The organism is Lutibacter litoralis (assembly GCF_014646675.1).
Taxonomy (GTDB): domain Bacteria; phylum Bacteroidota; class Bacteroidia; order Flavobacteriales; family Flavobacteriaceae; genus Lutibacter; species Lutibacter litoralis.
The window spans coordinates 113,807-130,111 of the sequence record NZ_BMNS01000003.1 but is presented as its reverse complement, the minus strand read 5'-3'; the positions used below and the strand labels follow the sequence as shown (position 1 = coordinate 130,111).

The 16,305-nt window shown below is 32.8% G+C and carries 14 protein-coding genes and 5 tRNA genes; all 19 read right to left on the bottom strand.

From position 1 onward, the window contains the following. Nucleotides 1-14: 14 nt before the first annotated feature. Nucleotides 15-329, bottom strand: a complete 315-nt coding sequence (locus IEW75_RS05400) for a DUF3467 domain-containing protein (protein WP_134247709.1) — start codon at nt 327-329, stop codon at nt 15-17. Between the two features lie 2 nt (nt 330-331). Further along, nucleotides 332-4,606 (bottom strand): DNA-directed RNA polymerase subunit beta', encoded by a 4,275-nt coding sequence (gene rpoC, locus IEW75_RS05395; RefSeq protein ID WP_134247708.1) that lies wholly within the window; start codon nt 4,604-4,606, stop codon nt 332-334. A gap of 91 nt (nt 4,607-4,697) precedes the next feature. Continuing rightward, nucleotides 4,698-8,513 carry a DNA-directed RNA polymerase subunit beta gene (gene rpoB, locus IEW75_RS05390; RefSeq protein ID WP_134247707.1) on the bottom strand — a complete coding sequence of 1,272 codons (3,816 nt, stop codon included), beginning with the start codon at nt 8,511-8,513 and terminating at the stop codon, nt 4,698-4,700. A 119-nt stretch (nt 8,514-8,632) separates the two neighbouring features. Further along, the gene (gene rplL, locus IEW75_RS05385) at nt 8,633-9,007 is read right to left on the bottom strand and encodes a 50S ribosomal protein L7/L12 (RefSeq protein ID WP_134247706.1); all 375 of its coding nucleotides are present in this window, start codon (nt 9,005-9,007) and stop codon (nt 8,633-8,635) included. 41 nt (nt 9,008-9,048) lie between these two features. Beyond that, nucleotides 9,049-9,567: a 50S ribosomal protein L10 gene (gene rplJ, locus IEW75_RS05380; protein WP_134247705.1), complete on the bottom strand. Its 519-nt coding sequence runs from the start codon at nt 9,565-9,567 to the stop codon at nt 9,049-9,051. Between the two features lie 12 nt (nt 9,568-9,579). Further along, nucleotides 9,580-10,275 carry a 50S ribosomal protein L1 gene (gene rplA / locus IEW75_RS05375; RefSeq protein ID WP_134247704.1) on the bottom strand — a complete coding sequence of 232 codons (696 nt, stop codon included), beginning with the start codon at nt 10,273-10,275 and terminating at the stop codon, nt 9,580-9,582. Nucleotides 10,276-10,290: 15 nt separating this feature from the next. Further along, nucleotides 10,291-10,734, bottom strand: coding sequence for a 50S ribosomal protein L11 (rplK, locus tag IEW75_RS05370; RefSeq protein WP_134247703.1), 444 nt, complete (start codon nt 10,732-10,734; stop codon nt 10,291-10,293). Between the two features lie 68 nt (nt 10,735-10,802). Further along, nucleotides 10,803-11,354: a transcription termination/antitermination protein NusG gene (gene nusG, locus IEW75_RS05365; RefSeq protein WP_134247702.1), complete on the bottom strand. Its 552-nt coding sequence runs from the start codon at nt 11,352-11,354 to the stop codon at nt 10,803-10,805. A 7-nt stretch (nt 11,355-11,361) separates the two neighbouring features. Continuing rightward, nucleotides 11,362-11,550 carry a preprotein translocase subunit SecE gene (gene secE / locus IEW75_RS05360; protein ID WP_134247701.1) on the bottom strand — a complete coding sequence of 63 codons (189 nt, stop codon included), beginning with the start codon at nt 11,548-11,550 and terminating at the stop codon, nt 11,362-11,364. Between the two features lie 14 nt (nt 11,551-11,564). Further along, a tRNA-Trp gene (locus IEW75_RS05355) sits at nt 11,565-11,637 on the bottom strand. A gap of 51 nt (nt 11,638-11,688) precedes the next feature. Beyond that, nucleotides 11,689-12,876 (bottom strand): elongation factor Tu, encoded by a 1,188-nt coding sequence (gene tuf, locus IEW75_RS05350; protein ID WP_134247700.1) that lies wholly within the window; start codon nt 12,874-12,876, stop codon nt 11,689-11,691. Between the two features lie 56 nt (nt 12,877-12,932). Continuing rightward, nucleotides 12,933-13,004 (bottom strand) — tRNA-Thr (locus tag IEW75_RS05345). 12 nt (nt 13,005-13,016) lie between these two features. After that, nucleotides 13,017-13,089 (bottom strand) — tRNA-Gly (locus tag IEW75_RS05340). Nucleotides 13,090-13,144: 55 nt separating this feature from the next. Further along, nucleotides 13,145-13,225, bottom strand: a tRNA-Tyr gene (locus tag IEW75_RS05335). A gap of 116 nt (nt 13,226-13,341) precedes the next feature. After that, a tRNA-Thr gene (locus IEW75_RS05330) sits at nt 13,342-13,415 on the bottom strand. 96 nt (nt 13,416-13,511) lie between these two features. Next, the gene (hpf, locus tag IEW75_RS05325) at nt 13,512-13,811 is read right to left on the bottom strand and encodes a ribosome hibernation-promoting factor, HPF/YfiA family (protein WP_134247699.1); all 300 of its coding nucleotides are present in this window, start codon (nt 13,809-13,811) and stop codon (nt 13,512-13,514) included. Nucleotides 13,812-13,815: 4 nt separating this feature from the next. Further along, the gene (locus IEW75_RS05320; protein WP_134247698.1) at nt 13,816-14,703 is read right to left on the bottom strand and encodes a tyrosine-type recombinase/integrase; all 888 of its coding nucleotides are present in this window, start codon (nt 14,701-14,703) and stop codon (nt 13,816-13,818) included. A 75-nt stretch (nt 14,704-14,778) separates the two neighbouring features. After that, nucleotides 14,779-14,976 carry a 30S ribosomal protein S21 gene (rpsU, locus tag IEW75_RS05315; protein ID WP_115877529.1) on the bottom strand — a complete coding sequence of 66 codons (198 nt, stop codon included), beginning with the start codon at nt 14,974-14,976 and terminating at the stop codon, nt 14,779-14,781. Between the two features lie 137 nt (nt 14,977-15,113). After that, nucleotides 15,114-16,280 carry an acyl-CoA dehydrogenase family protein gene (locus tag IEW75_RS05310; protein ID WP_134247697.1) on the bottom strand — a complete coding sequence of 389 codons (1,167 nt, stop codon included), beginning with the start codon at nt 16,278-16,280 and terminating at the stop codon, nt 15,114-15,116. Nucleotides 16,281-16,305: the final 25 nt, after the last annotated feature.

The window sequence follows — 16,305 nt, the reverse complement described above, 5'->3', positions numbered from 1 at the left end:
GGATTTTTAAGTTTTTATGCTTCTCCTGTTGGACCAAAATTCATTGGTATTGGAGGTTGCTCATAGTCTTTAATTTCTCCATGACTTTGCTCAAACCTATGCACATTATCAGCTAAAGCTTTTACCAATCGCTTGGCGTGCTGAGGAGTTAATATAATTCTAGATTTTACTTTTGCTTTAGGTTGCCCAGGCATTACACTAACAAAATCAACAATAAATTCTGAAACAGAATGATTAATTATTGCTAAATTAGCATAGGTTCCTTCCGCTATTTTATCGTCTAATTCAATATTAATTTGTCCTTCTTTTTTAGGTTTTTGGTCACTCATAATTAAAAACTTGAATCCATCTCTTCTTTAGAACCTACAATAATATTATCATACATTCTCATACCTGTACCTGCAGGAATACGTTTACCTACAATTACATTTTCTTTCAATCCTTCTAAATCATCAACTTTACCGCTTACAGCAGCTTCGTTTAATACTTTTGTAGTTTCCTGGAAGGAAGCTGCAGAAATAAATGATTTAGTTTGTAAAGAAGCTCTTGTAATACCTTGTAATATTTGTTCAGCAGTAGCAGGGTTTGCATCTCTTGCTTCTACCAACACTTTATCTTCTCTACGTAATACAGAATTTTCATCTCTTAGCTGACGTGCAGAAACAATTTGACCCTCTTTTAAATTAGCAGAATCTCCAGCATTTTCAATAACTTTCATACCATAGATCTCATCATTTTGTTCTATAAAGTCATTTTTATGAATTAATTGATTCTCTAAGAATAACGTATCTCCAGAGTCAATAATTCTAACCTTACGCATCATTTGACGCACAACAACTTCAAAATGTTTGTCATTAATTTTCACACCTTGTAGACGGTAAACCTCTTGAATTTCATTTACTAAATACTCCTGAACTTTAGCAGGACCTTCGATATTTAAAATATCATTTGGTGTAACGGCACCTTCAGAAAGTGGCATACCAGCTTTAATAAAGTCGTTTTCTTGAACTAAGATTTGATTAGAAAGTTTAATTAAATACTTTTTAACTTCACCTAATTTAGACTCAACTATAATTTCACGGTTACCACGTTTTATTTTTCCAAAAGAAACGACACCATCAATTTCTGAAACTACAGCTGGGTTTGAAGGGTTACGTGCTTCAAATAATTCTGTTACACGAGGTAAACCTCCAGTAATATCCCCAGATCTTCCAGATTTACGAGGTATTTTTACAATAAACATTCCAGATGGAATTTTATCCCCATCTTCAACAATTAAATGTGCCCCAACTGGTAGGTTGTACGATCTAATTACATTGTCATTATCATCTTTCAACAATAATGTTGGAATCGTCTTTTTATTTTTAGATTCAATAATTACTTTTTCTTGGAAACCTGTTTGCTCATCAATTTCTACAAGATAATTAATACCTCTTTCAATATTCTCGAAATGAATAGTACCAGCAAATTCTGAAACAATAACACCGTTAAATGGATCCCATTTACAAACAACATCATTTTTCTTAACCTTTTGTCCATCTTCTATATAAACAGTTGAACCATAAGGAATATTATTAGAACTTAATGTTAAACCAGATTTTTCATCAATAATTTTTACTTCTGAAGTTCTAGAAATTACAATATCAATTGGTTCTCCATCAGCATCTTTTCCTGCAACTGTCCTTAAATCCTCAACTTGAGCTTTACCTGCAAATCTTGAAATTAATTTGTTGTTTTCAGAAATATTTCCTGCAACACCTCCAACGTGGAAAGTTCTTAATGTTAACTGCGTACCTGGCTCTCCAATAGATTGCGCGGCTACAACACCAACAGCTTCTCCAATTTGAACCATTTTATTTGTTGATAAACTATTTCCGTAACATTTTGCACAAATACCTTTTTTAGCTTCACAAGTTAAAGCTGAACGTACTTCTACACTATCAACAGCTGAATTTTCAATAGCTTTTGCAATTTCAGGGGTTATTTGATCCCCAGAATGTGCTAAAATTTCTTCAGTAATTGGATCAACAACATCGTGTAGTGATACACGTCCAGAGATTCTTTCACTTAAAGTTTCAACAATTTCATCATTCTTTTTAAGTGGTTGAACATTTAATCCTCTTAACGTTCCACAATCATGTTCATTAACAATAACATCTTGAGAAACATCAACTAAACGACGTGTTAAATAACCTGCATCGGCAGTTTTTAATGCCGTATCCGCTAATCCTTTACGTGCACCGTGTGTTGAGATAAAATATTCAAGAATTGATAACCCTTCCTTAAAGTTAGAAAGAATTGGATTCTCAATAATTTCTCCACCTCCTGCTGTAGATTTTTTAGGTTTCGCCATTAATCCACGCATACCTGTTAACTGACGAATTTGCTCTTTAGAACCCCTTGCACCAGAATCTAACATCATAAATACAGAGTTAAACCCTTGTTGGTCTTCACGTAAACGTTTCATTGAAAGTTCTGTTAAACGGTTGTTTGTAGAACCCCAAATATCAATTACCTGGTTGTAACGCTCTTTGTTTGTTAACATACCCATATTATAGTTTGCCATAATATTGTCAACTTGAGCATTAGCAGCATCAATCATTGTATGCTTTTCTGGAGGAATAATAATATCTCCTAAACTAAATGATAAACCACCACGGAATGCAAAATTATATCCCATTCCTTTCATATCATCTAAGAATTTTCCAGTAGTTGGAACATCGGTAACTTTTAATATATTACCAATAATATCTCTTAATGATTTTTTATTCAATACTTCATTTACATAACCTGCAGCTTCTGGAACAACCTCGTTAAATAAAACTCTACCTACTGTAGTTTCTATAATTTGGTTAACCAATGCTCCTTCTTCATTAAAATCTTTAGTTCTAACTTTAATACTTGCATTTAGATCTACTGCTTTTTCATTAAAAGCAATTGTAACTTCTTGCGGAGAATAAAAAGTTAAACCCTCTCCTTTAACTTTATATTCTGGAGTAGATTTTCTTTCTTTTGTCATATAATATAAACCAAGTACCATATCCTGAGAAGGAACGGTAACTGGCGCACCATTTGCCGGATTTAATATATTATGTGAAGCTAACATTAATAACTGACACTCTAAAATAGCCTCAGGTCCTAATGGTAAGTGAACCGCCATTTGATCCCCATCAAAATCGGCGTTGAATGCCGTACAAACTAACGGGTGTAATTGGATTGCTTTTCCTTCAATTAATTTTGGTTGGAAAGCTTGAATACCCAATCTGTGTAACGTAGGAGCACGGTTTAACATTACAGGATGTCCTTTTAAAACATTCTCTAAAATATCCCAAACAACTGGTTCTCTTTTATCTATAATTTTCTTTGCAGATTTTACTGTTTTTACAATTCCTCTTTCAATTAATTTTCTAATTACAAAAGGTTTGTATAATTCAGCTGCCATATCTTTTGGCAATCCACATTCGTATAATTTTAACTCTGGTCCAACAACAATTACAGAACGTGCAGAATAATCAACACGCTTACCAAGTAAGTTTTGACGGAAACGTCCTTGCTTACCTTTTAATGAATCGGATAATGATTTTAATGGACGGTTAGATTCTGTTTTTACAGCAGATGATTTACGTGTGTTATCAAATAATGAATCTACAGATTCTTGTAACATACGTTTTTCATTACGTAAAATTACTTCTGGTGCTTTTATTTCAACCAAACGTTTTAAACGATTGTTTCTAATAATTACCCTTCTGTATAAATCATTTAAATCTGATGTTGCAAAACGACCTCCATCTAATGGAACTAATGGACGTAATTCTGGTGGAGTTACCGGAATTACTTTCATTATCATCCATTCTGGACGATTTTCTCTATTTTTATTAGCATCTCTAAAAGATTCAACAACGTTTAATCTTTTTAAAGCTTCAGTTTTACGTTGTTTAGATGTTTCTGTATTTGCTTTATGACGTAACTCGTAAGAAAGTTCGTCTAAGTCAATACGATTAAATAAATCGATTAAACAAGCAGCACCCATTTTAGCAATAAACTTATCTGGGTCGTTATCATCTAAATATTGATTTTCTACTGGGAATGATTCTAGAATATCTAAATATTCTTCTTCTGTTAAGAAGTCCATTTTTTGTAATGGTTCTCCTTCAGCATTTTTTGCTCCTGCTGGTTGAATTACTACATAACGTTCGTAGTAAATAATCATATCTAACTTTTTAGATGGTAAACCTAAAAGGTATCCCATTTTATTAGGTAATGATTTAAAATACCAAATATGAGCAACAGGAACTACTAAATTAATATGTCCTACTCTATCTCTACGTACTTTTTTCTCAGTAACTTCTACACCACAACGGTCACAAACAATTCCTTTATAACGAATTCTCTTGTATTTACCACAGGCACATTCATAATCTTTTATAGGTCCAAAAATTCGTTCACAAAACAATCCATCTCTTTCAGGTTTGTGTGTACGGTAATTTATAGTTTCTGGTTTTAATACTTCTCCGTTTGATTTCTCTAGAATTGCTTCTGGAGATGATAAACCAATTGAAATTTTATTAAACTTTTTTACAGTGTATTTATCAGTTTTTCTTGCCATTTCTTTATAGTATTCAGTAATTGGTTGGCAGTATTCAGTTTCAATATTCAGGTGTAAATTACTCTCTGAATATTGAAACTGTTTACTAAAATTATTCTTCTAATCTAACGTCTAATCCAAGACCTCTAAGTTCGTGCATTAATACGTTAAATGATTCTGGCAATCCAGGTTCTGGCATAGCATCACCTTTTACAATAGCCTCATACGTTTTTGCTCTACCCATAACATCATCAGATTTTACAGTCAAGATTTCACGCAATGTACTAGAAGCTCCATAAGCCTCAAGCGCCCAAACCTCCATTTCACCAAAACGTTGACCTCCAAATTGTGCTTTACCACCTAATGGCTGTTGTGTAATTAATGAGTATGGTCCAATAGAACGTGCGTGCATTTTATCATCAATCATATGACCTAATTTAATCATATAAATAACTCCAACCGTTGCTGGTTGATCAAAACGCTCTCCTGTTCCACCATCATATAAATAAGTATGACCATATTTTGGCACACCTGCATCTTCAGTAATTTTATTGATTTGGTCTATACTTGCTCCATCAAAAATTGGTGTAGCATATTTAGTATCTAATTTTTGACCTGCCCAACCAAGAACAGTTTCATAAATTTGTCCAATATTCATACGAGAAGGTACACCTAGCGGATTTAAAACAATATCTACTGGAGTCCCGTCTTCTAAGAAAGGCATGTCTTCTGCTCTTACAATACGAGCAACAATACCTTTGTTACCGTGACGACCTGCCATTTTATCACCAACTTTTAACTTACGTTTTTTAGCAATATAAATTTTAGCAAGTTTTAAAATACCTGCAGGTAATTCATCACCAACAGAAACTGTAAATTTTTCACGTCTTAATGATCCTTGTAAATCGTTTACTTTGATCTTGTAATTATGAATTAATTCAATTACAAGAGAATTAATATGATCATCCGTTGTCCAAACTCCTTTAGTTAAATAATTAAAATCAGGAACAGCATTTAACATTTTCAGTGTAAACTTTTTCCCTTTTTGAAGTATTTCTTCCCCTAAATCGTTTAATACACCTTGAGAAGTTTTACCACTAATTAACGTAAATAATTTTTCTATTAGAACCGATCTTAAATCTTCTAACTTAGCAGTATATTTACTTTCTAAATTAGCTATACTAACTTTATCTTGAGCTCGTTTAGATTTATCTTTTACAGCACGCTCAAATAATTTTTTATCAATAACAACACCTCTTAATGATGGCGAAGCTTTTAATGAGGCATCTTTTACATCACCAGCTTTATCACCAAAAATAGCTCTTAATAATTTTTCTTCAGGTGTTGGATCTGATTCACCTTTTGGAGTAATTTTACCTATTAAAATATCTCCAGGTTTTACTTCAGCACCAATACGAATCATTCCATTTTCATCTAAATCTTTTGTAGCTTCTTCTGAAACGTTTGGAATATCATTTGTTAATTCTTCAGCACCAAGTTTTGTATCTCTTACATCCATAGAGTATTCATCAATATGAATAGATGTAAAAATATCTTCTTTTACTACTTTTTCAGAAATTACAATTGCATCCTCAAAGTTATACCCTTTCCAAGGCATAAAGGCTACTTTCATATTTCTACCAAGAGCTAATTCTCCTTTTTGTGTAGCATAACCTTCACAAAGCACTTGCCCTTCTTCAACTCTATCTCCTTTTTGAACAATTGGTTTTAAGTTTATTGAAGTACCTTGATTTGTTTTTCTAAATTTAATTAAGTTGTAAGATTTACTATCTCCATCAAAACTTACCATACGATCCTCATCAGTCTTATCATACTTAATACTAATGGTATCGGCATCTACATACTCAACAACTCCAGCACCCTCTGCGTTCATTAAAATACGCGAATCTTTTGCAACTCTAAATTCTAAACCAGTCCCAACAATTGGAGATTCAGGTTTTAACAAAGGTACTGCCTGACGCATCATATTCGATCCCATCAATGCTCTGTTTGCATCATCATGTTCCAAGAATGGAATTAAAGATGCAGAAATTGATGCAATTTGATTTGGAGCTACATCCATAAAGTTTACCTTTTCAGGCTCAACTACAGGATAATCCGCTTCTTCACGAACAATAATTTTTTCGGCTGTAAATTTACCTGTTTCATCTAAAGGAAGATTTGACTGAGCAAATTTCATTCCCTCTTCTTCTTCTGCACTTAAATATCTTGGTTCATCTGTAATATTTACATTACCATCTATTACTTCTCTATATGGAGTCTCAATAAAACCTAAATTATTCACTTTAGCAAAAACTGCCAATGATGAAATTAAACCAATGTTTGGTCCCTCAGGAGTTTCAATTGGACATAACCGTCCGTAATGTGTATAGTGAACATCTCGAACCTCAAACCCAGCTCTCTCTCTAGATAAACCACCAGGTCCTAATGCTGATAATCTTCTTTTGTGTGTAATCTCTGCTAATGGATTTGTTTGATCCATAAATTGAGACAACTGATTTGTTCCAAAGAATGAATTAATTACCGAAGACAATGTTTTAGCATTAATTAGATCTATAGGTGTAAATACCTCATTATCACGCACATTCATACGTTCACGAATGGTACGAGCCATACGAGATAAACCAACACCAAACTGACTAGCTAATTGCTCGCCAACGGTTCTAACACGACGGTTAGATAAATGGTCAATATCATCAACTTCTGCCTTAGAATTAACTAATTTTATTAAATTTTTGATAATTGTAATAATATCTAATTTTGTTAAAACTTTTTGATCGATATCTTCATTCAGCCCTAACTTTTTATTCATTCTATAACGTCCAACTTCACCTAAATTGTAACGTTGTTCTGAGAAGAATAATTTATCTATAATACCTTTCGCAGTTTCAAAATCTGGCGGTTCGGCATTTCGTAATTGTCTATATATATGTTCAACAGCTTCTTTTTCAGAGTTTGTTGGATCTTTTTGTAATGTATTGTGAATAATAGCATAATCAGCCATTTCATTATCTTCTTTATGAAGTAAAATGGTTCTTGCTCCAGACTCAATAATTTCTTCTATTTGTTCCTTTTCTAAAATTGTATCTCTATCTAAAACAATTTCATTTCTTTCAATAGAAACAACTTCTCCAGTATCTTCATCCACAAAGTCTTCAAACCATGTTTTTAATACACGAGCTGCTAATTTTCTGCCTAAAACTTTCTTAAGTCCGCTTTTAGAAACTTTAATTTCTTCAGCAAGATCAAAAATTTCAAGAATATCTTTATCTCTCTCATAACCAATTGCTCTAAACAATGTAGTTACTGGTAATTTTTTCTTTCTATCAATATAAGCATACATTACTTGATTGATATCTGTTGCAAACTCTATCCAAGAACCTTTAAAAGGAATTACTCTTGCAGAATATAATTTTGTTCCGTTTGCGTGGAATGACTGTCCAAAGAATACCCCTGGAGAACGGTGTAGCTGTGAAACAACAACTCTTTCCGCTCCATTAATAACAAAAGTACCACTATTTGTCATATAAGGAATTGTACCTAAATATACATCTTGAACAATAGTTTCGAAATCTTCATGTTCAGGATCAGTACAGTACAACTTTAAACGTGCTTTTAATGGCACACAATAAGTAAGACCTCTTTCGATACATTCTTGAATTGAATATCGAGGAGGATCTACAAAGTAATCTATAAACTCTAACACAAATTGGTTTCGAGTATCTGTAATTGGGAAGTTGTCAAGGAAGGTTTTATATAACCCTTCGGTACTTCGTTCGTCAGCCTTAGTTTTTAATTGGAAAAAATCTTGAAATGATTTTACCTGAATATCTAAAAAATCTGGATATTCAGTTACCAATTTAGCTGATGCAAAGTTTATTCTTTCGGTGAAATTTTTTGATGCCAATGGACAAAAACTTTAAGTTAAAAAACTATTAAAATATAAGAACGAATATATACGCAAAATGGTTTAGGTCTTAGGATGACCCCAGACCTAAACCTTAAATTGTTTTAGCTGTTGAAAGCTTATTTAAGCTCAACCTCTGCTCCAGCTTCTTCTAGTGATGCTTTTAAAGCTTCCGCTTCATCTTTAGAGATACCTTCTTTTACTGGTGCTGGTGCGCTATCTACTACACCTTTAGCTTCTTTCAATCCTAAACCAGTTAATTCTTTAACTAATTTAACAACTGCTAATTTAGAACCACCTGCTGCTTTTAAAATTACATCAAATTCAGTTTGAGCTTCTTCTGCTGCTTCTCCACCTGCTGCTGGACCTGCTACTGCAACTGCTGCTGCAGCTGGCTCAATACCATATTCGTCTTTTAAAATATTAGCTAACTCGTTTACTTCTTTTACTGTTAAGTTAACAAGTTGTTCTGCGAAATCTTTTAAATCTGCCATTTCTCTTTGTTTAATTTTTATTATTTAGTTTATTAGTGCGCTTATTCTTTTTCTGATAATGTTTTTAAAATACCAGATAATTTGTTACCACCTGACTGTAATGCTGAAATAACATTTTTAGCTGGTGATTGTAAAATCGTAATGATATCTCCAATAACTTCCTCTTTAGACTTAATATTAACTAAAGTATCTAATTGCTCATCCCCTACATAAACAGCTTCTTCAACATAAGCTCCTTTTAATAAAGGTTTATCAGATTTTTTACGAAATTCTTTTATTAATTTTGCTGGTGCATTACCAGTATCAGATAATAAAATTGAAGTATTTCCTTTTAATACTGTAGGTAATTCTCCAAAATCTTTATCAGACTTATCCATTGCTTTTGCTAACAATGTATTTTTAACAACTGCAAGTTTAATATTTGCCTTAAAACACGCTCTACGTAAATTTGAGGTATCTGTTGCATTTAAACCTGAAATATCTGCTAAATAGATGATATTTTGTTCTGTTAACTTTGTTGTTAAAGCTTCTATTACTTGTGATTTTTCTTCTCTCGTCATAATTTCTAAGTTTTAACTATTAACAGATTTAGTATCAATACTAATTCCAGGACTCATTGTACTAGACATATATATGCTTTTCACATAAGTTCCCTTTGCAGCGGTTGGTTTTAACTTTATTAAAGTTTGTATTAATTCACCTGCATTTTCTGCAATCTTCTCTACAGAGAACGAAGCTTTACCTACTGCAGCGTGAACAATACCTGTTTTATCAACTTTAAAGTCAATTTTACCAGCTTTTACTTCTGTTACAGCCTTTGCAACATCCATTGTTACAGTACCTGTTTTTGGATTAGGCATTAAACCTCTAGGTCCTAAAATACGACCTAATGGACCTAATTTACCCATAACGCTAGGCATTGTAATAATAACATCAACGTCTGTCCAACCTTCTTTAATTTTCTGAAGATATTCATCTAACCCAACATAATCTGCACCTGCTGCTGTAGCATCCGCTTCTTTGTCTGGAGTTACTAATGCTAATACTTTTACATCTTTACCAGTTCCGTGAGGTAATGTTACTACCCCTCTAACCATTTGATTTGCTTTACGAGGATCTACTCCTAATCTAACAGCTAAATCAATAGATGCATCAAAATTTACATTAGTAATTTCTTTTACTAAAGCAGAAGCATCATTTAAACTATAAGTTTGATTTCTATCAACTTTAGCTTCAGCCTCTTTTTGCTTTTTAGTTAATTTTGCCATTTTTAAATAACTGTTTTATTGTTTTATAGGAGCTTCTCCCTTTACTCTAATCCCCATCGAACGTGCTGTTCCCGCCATCATTAACATAGCAGATTCAACAGTAAATGCATTTAAATCTACCATTTTATCTTCAGCAATCGCTTTCAATTGATCCCAAGTAACTGTAGCCACTTTAATTCTATTTGGTTCAGCTGAACCTTTTTTTACTTTAGCTGCTTCTAAAATTTGCACTGCTGCTGGTGGAGTCTTTATAACAAAATCAAAAGATTTATCCTTGTATACTGTAATAGCTACTGGTAAAACTTTTCCTTGTTTGTCTTGAGTTCTAGCATTAAACTGCTTACAGAACTCCATAATATTAACTCCGGCAGCACCTAAAGCAGGTCCAACTGGTGGTGATGGGTTTGCCGCACCTCCACGAACTTGTAATTTTACTACTTTACTAACTTCTTTTGCCATTTTTAAATCTTAAATTAGATATTACATTAATTGGAAGCAAATGCAACATCAAAAATTATATGTAACTATTATGAAATTTTATCTACTTGCATATAACTAAGTTCTAATGGTGTTTTTCTACCGAAAATTTTAACCATTACTTCTAGTTTACGCTTTTCTTCATTTATCTTTTCTATTGTACCATCAAATCCATTAAATGGTCCGTCGATAACCTTTACCGTTTCACCTACTACATAAGGTATTGCAACATTATCATTTTGCACAGATAGTTCATCTACTTTACCGAGCATACGGTTTATCTCCGATTTTCGCATTGGTACAGGATCTCCTCCTTTAACTTCACCTAAAAAACCTATTACTCCCGTTATAGATTTAATAATATGAGGCAATTCTCCACTTAAGTTTGCTTCAATCATAACATAACCTGGAAAATAAACACGTTCTTTATTTATTTTTTTGCCGTTACGTACTTGAATTACTTTTTCTGTAGGCACTAGAACTCTATCAACATAATCCGTCATTCCAAGGCGAGCAATTTCATTTTCGATATAAGATTTTACCTTATTCTCTTGACCACCAATAGCTCTTACAACATACCATTTTTTTACAGAATCAGTCATACCTTAATTAAAATAATTTAAAATACTCAGTTAAACCACTTTGAAAGAATTTATCTACCGCAAACACTGCTAATGCAAATATTATAGTAAATATAGCAACAACCACTGTTGACTTTTGGGCTTCTTCCCAAGAAATCCAAGATACTTTATTGCGTAACTCTTCAAATGAGTCTTTGATATAATTAACTAAATTCATTTTTCTAATTTTTGCACGGGCGGAGAGACTCGAACTCCCGACACCTGGTTTTGGAGACCAGTGCTCTACCAACTGAGCTACGCCCGTAAAGAAAGGTGCTTCTGTTACAGAAGCACCTTATTTATTCTTTGGGTTTGATTAATCTAACATTTCTGTTACCTGACCAGCTCCAACTGTTCTACCTCCTTCACGGATTGCAAAACGTAAACCTACGTTTAATGCAATTGGTTGGTGTAAGTTAACAGTAATTGTTAAGTTATCTCCTGGCATTACCATTTCAACTCCATCAGGTAACATAATTGTTCCAGTTACGTCAGTTGTACGTACGTAAAACTGTGGACGGTAGTTATTATGGAATGGAGTGTGACGACCACCTTCTTCTTTTTTAAGGATATAAACCTCAGCTTTAAAATTAGCATGTGGAGTAACTGATTTAGGTTTACAAATTACCATACCTCTACGGATATCTTCTTTTGCAATACCTCTTAATAAGATACCTACATTATCACCTGCTTCACCTCTATCTAATATTTTACGGAACATTTCAACTCCAGTAATAGTAGAAGTTAATTTTTCAGCACCCATACCAATAATATCTACTGCATCACCTGTGTTTGCAACACCTGTTTCAATACGACCAGTTGCTACAGTACCACGACCTGTAATTGAGAATACATCTTCAATAGGCATTAAGAAATCTTTTTCAACATCACGCTTAGGCAACTCAATCCAAGTATCAACAGCATCCATTAATTCCATTATCTTATCCATCCACTTAGGCTCTTTATTTAATCCTCCTAAGGCAGAACCTTGAATAACAGGAGTGTTATCACCGTCATAATCGTAGAAAGATAATAGATCTCTAATTTCCATTTCTACTAATTCTAATAATTCTTCATCATCAACCATATCCACTTTATTCATGAATACAACTAATCTAGGAATACCTACCTGACGACCTAATAAGATATGCTCTCTAGTTTGAGGCATTGGTCCGTCAGTTGCAGCAACAACAATAATTGCTCCATCCATTTGTGCAGCACCAGTTACCATATTCTTTACATAATCCGCGTGACCTGGACAGTCAACGTGAGCGTAATGACGATTAGCAGTTTGGTATTCTACGTGAGCAGTATTAATTGTAATACCTCTCTCTTTTTCCTCAGGTGCGTTATCGATTTGATCGAAATCTTTTACTTCAGAAAGTCCTTTCTCTGCTAATACAACAGTAATAGCAGCTGTTAAGGTTGTTTTACCGTGATCAACGTGTCCAATTGTACCAATGTTTAAATGTGGTTTTGAACGATCGAAAGTTTCTTTAGCCATAATTATTAATTTTTAAATCTTAGTTATATATAGTGTTAAATTCAATTCTATTATTGAGCCAATGACGGGAATTGAACCCGTGACCTCTTCCTTACCAAGGAAACGCTCTACCCCTGAGCTACACCGGCCAAAAAAAATAGAGCGAGAGACCGGGCTCGAACCGGCGACAGTCAGCTTGGAAGGCTGAAGCTCTACCAACTGAGCTACTCTCGCAATAATTTTTATCAAATCATCATTGGGTAATGTATTCTTTATTCCAATATTAACGTGGTGAGAGGAGGATTCGAACCTCCGAAGCTTGCGCAGCAGATTTACAGTCTGCCCTCGTTGGCCACTTGAGTATCTCACCGTTATTTTCAAAGATCCCTGTCAAAAAAACTTGACAGTGCTGAGCATAAACTTTTCTGTTTTCACCATTAAATGCTACATCAAAAAAAACAAACTCTGAACTTTTCTTTTATTTTGAGCCGATGGAGGGACTCGAACCCACGACCTGCTGATTACAAATCAGCTGCTCTAGCCAGCTGAGCTACATCGGCCTTTTACTCCATAAAAGAAGCCCGCTATTTCTAACGGACTGCAAATGTATTAAAGTTTTAATTTTAAACAAAACTTTTTAAACTATTTTTTATAAATTATTTAGCTCTTATTTTTTCTTTCGTTTGAGTTAGCTTTCTTTTTAAAGAATCTACTGCTAACATCACACCTTCCTCAAAAGTTTTACATTGTTTTTTTACCATAAGATCATTCCCTGGTATATTTAATTTCACATCTACATTTTTATTTTCCTTTTCACTAGTTTGATGCACCTTTAAAAAAACTTCAGAATCAACTATTTTATCATAATATTTTTCCAAACCATTTACTTTCTTTTCAACAAATTCAATAAGACCTTTATCCGCATTGAAATTAACAGACTGTACATTTACTTTCATAAAATTATTTTTTTTGGCTCCTTGGGTGAGCTTGGTTATACACTTTCTTTAATTTACCCAAACTACTGTGAGTATAAACTTGTGTTGACGCTAAACTTGAATGCCCAAGCAATTCTTTAACAGCGTTTAAATCTGCGCCCTCATTTAACAAATGAGTAGCAAAAGAGTGCCTAATAACATGTGGACTCTTTTTAACTTTTGATGACACAGTACTAAAATAATTATTTATAATTCGATACACAAGTGTATCATATATTATTTTACCTTTTTTTGTAATAAATAAATAAGGTTGTTCAGTTTTAATTTCATTTCTAAAATTAAGATAATTTTTTAATGAAACTTGCACCGTTTTTATTAACGGAATATAACGTTCCTTATTTCTTTTTCCAACCACTTTAACAGTTTCAATATTAAAATCTATATCGGCAACTTTAATATGTATTAATTCACTTCTTCTTATACCGGTAGAATAAAACAACTCTACAATTAATTTATTTCTTACAGATTCAAAATCTTCTATATTATCCTTTAAACTAAGTACATCTTTAATCTCCTTTTCAGAAAAAGGAACTTGAATCTGTTTTGATGTTTTTAAAGCCTGATGCTTTGCTAATGGATTAATTGTGATTTGTTTTGTTTTTTGAAGAAATTTAAAAAATGATTTTAACGATGATATTTTTCTATTTATTGTTCTATTATTTATATCTGAATTCACCAAACTAACAATCCAACTTCTTATTTGAGAGTAATTAATTTCTAAAATAATAACATCTCCATAATTAGCATTGTAAAAGGCAAAAAAATCATTTATATCTTTTTTATACGCAGTTATAGTATGTATACTATACTTTCTTTCAATTAGTAGATAATTTAAAAAGGATTTTATAGGCATAAAAAAAACCGTTAGAAAACAAACATACAAATTGTATATTGTTTTTACTAACGGTTTTAATTTTTTGGCTAATAATTAACCTTGCTCTTCGGTTGTTCTTAATCTCTGAACATATTGAGCTTTTATGTTTTGCGCACGTTTTACAACTGATGGCTTATTGAATTGTTTACGATTACGTAAATTTTTCATTGTTTTTGTACGATCAAATTTTCTTTTATAACGTTTTAACGCTCTATCGATATTTTCTCCGTCTTTAACTGGTATGATTAACATGTATTAGCACCTCCTTCCAAGTTGTTCTCTTTAAAATTTAAGAGTGCAAATGTATAAATTATTATTGAAAAATTAAAAATTAAATAATTAAAATAATATTTTTATATTTTTTCACCTCAGAAAACAGCTAAATATGCTTAAGTTACTGGCTTGTACTCTTTCTTATCAATAATCATTTTTGCGATAATTTCTCTCAAAATTTCAGAAGTGCCACCTCCAATTGGCCCTAGTCTGCTATCTCTTAAAAGTCTTGCCATTGGGTATTCTTCCATATAACCATAACCTCCTAACAACTGAAGGCATTGATAAATAACCTCATCAGCCATTTTTGTAGATACTAACTTAGACATACTCGCCTCCTTTACAACATATTGACCTTTATCTAATCTGTAAATTATAGAATAATTAAATTCTTTACACATTTCAACTTCACTTGCCATATCTGCTACCTTGTGCCTTAAAGCTTGAAATTGATCTATCGTTTTTCCAAAAGCTTTTCTTTCTGACATATATTGGATCGCATAGTCTAAAGCAAATTCGGCTCTAGCATGTGCGTTCACCCCCATAATAACTCTTTCGGAAGCAAAATGCTGCATTATATAAGAAAACCCTTTATTCTCTTCTCCTAATAAATTTTCTTCTGGAATTATAACATTGTCAAATGCAATTTCAGCAGTATCTGATGCCTTCCATCCTAACTTCTCTAAATTTGTTGCTGAAATTCCTTTAGTTTCTCTATCGACAACAAAAATGCTCATTCCTTTATTACCAAGTTCTAGGCTTGTTTTTGCTGCTACCACTAAATAATCGGAAAAAACACCATTTGTTATAAATGTTTTAGATCCATTTATAATATAATTAGTTCCTTTTTTTGTTGCGGTAGTTCGCATTCCTGCCACATCAGACCCTCCAAATGGCTCTGAAATACAAAGACAACCAACCTTTTCTCCATTTACACTTGGTACTAAATATTTTTCCTTTATAAATTTACTTCCCTCAGCATTTAAATGAGTCATAGCTAAATAAGTATGCGCCCACATAGCAGCGGCAAATCCACCTGAATTTACTTTCTGCATTTCTTCTAAAAAAATAACAGTATAAAAAAGATCTAAATTTAAACCTCCAAACTCTTCTGGATAATTTAAACCAAAATAACCCATATCCCCAAATTTCTTCCAAATTTGTTTATCCACAAAACCTTGTTTTTCCCATTTATTAACATTGGGAACTACTTCTTTTAGCAGAAAATCTCGAAAACTTTGTCGAAACGACTCGTGTTCTTCAGTAAAATACATGTTATTCATTTAACGGTTAACTGTTTTAATTATA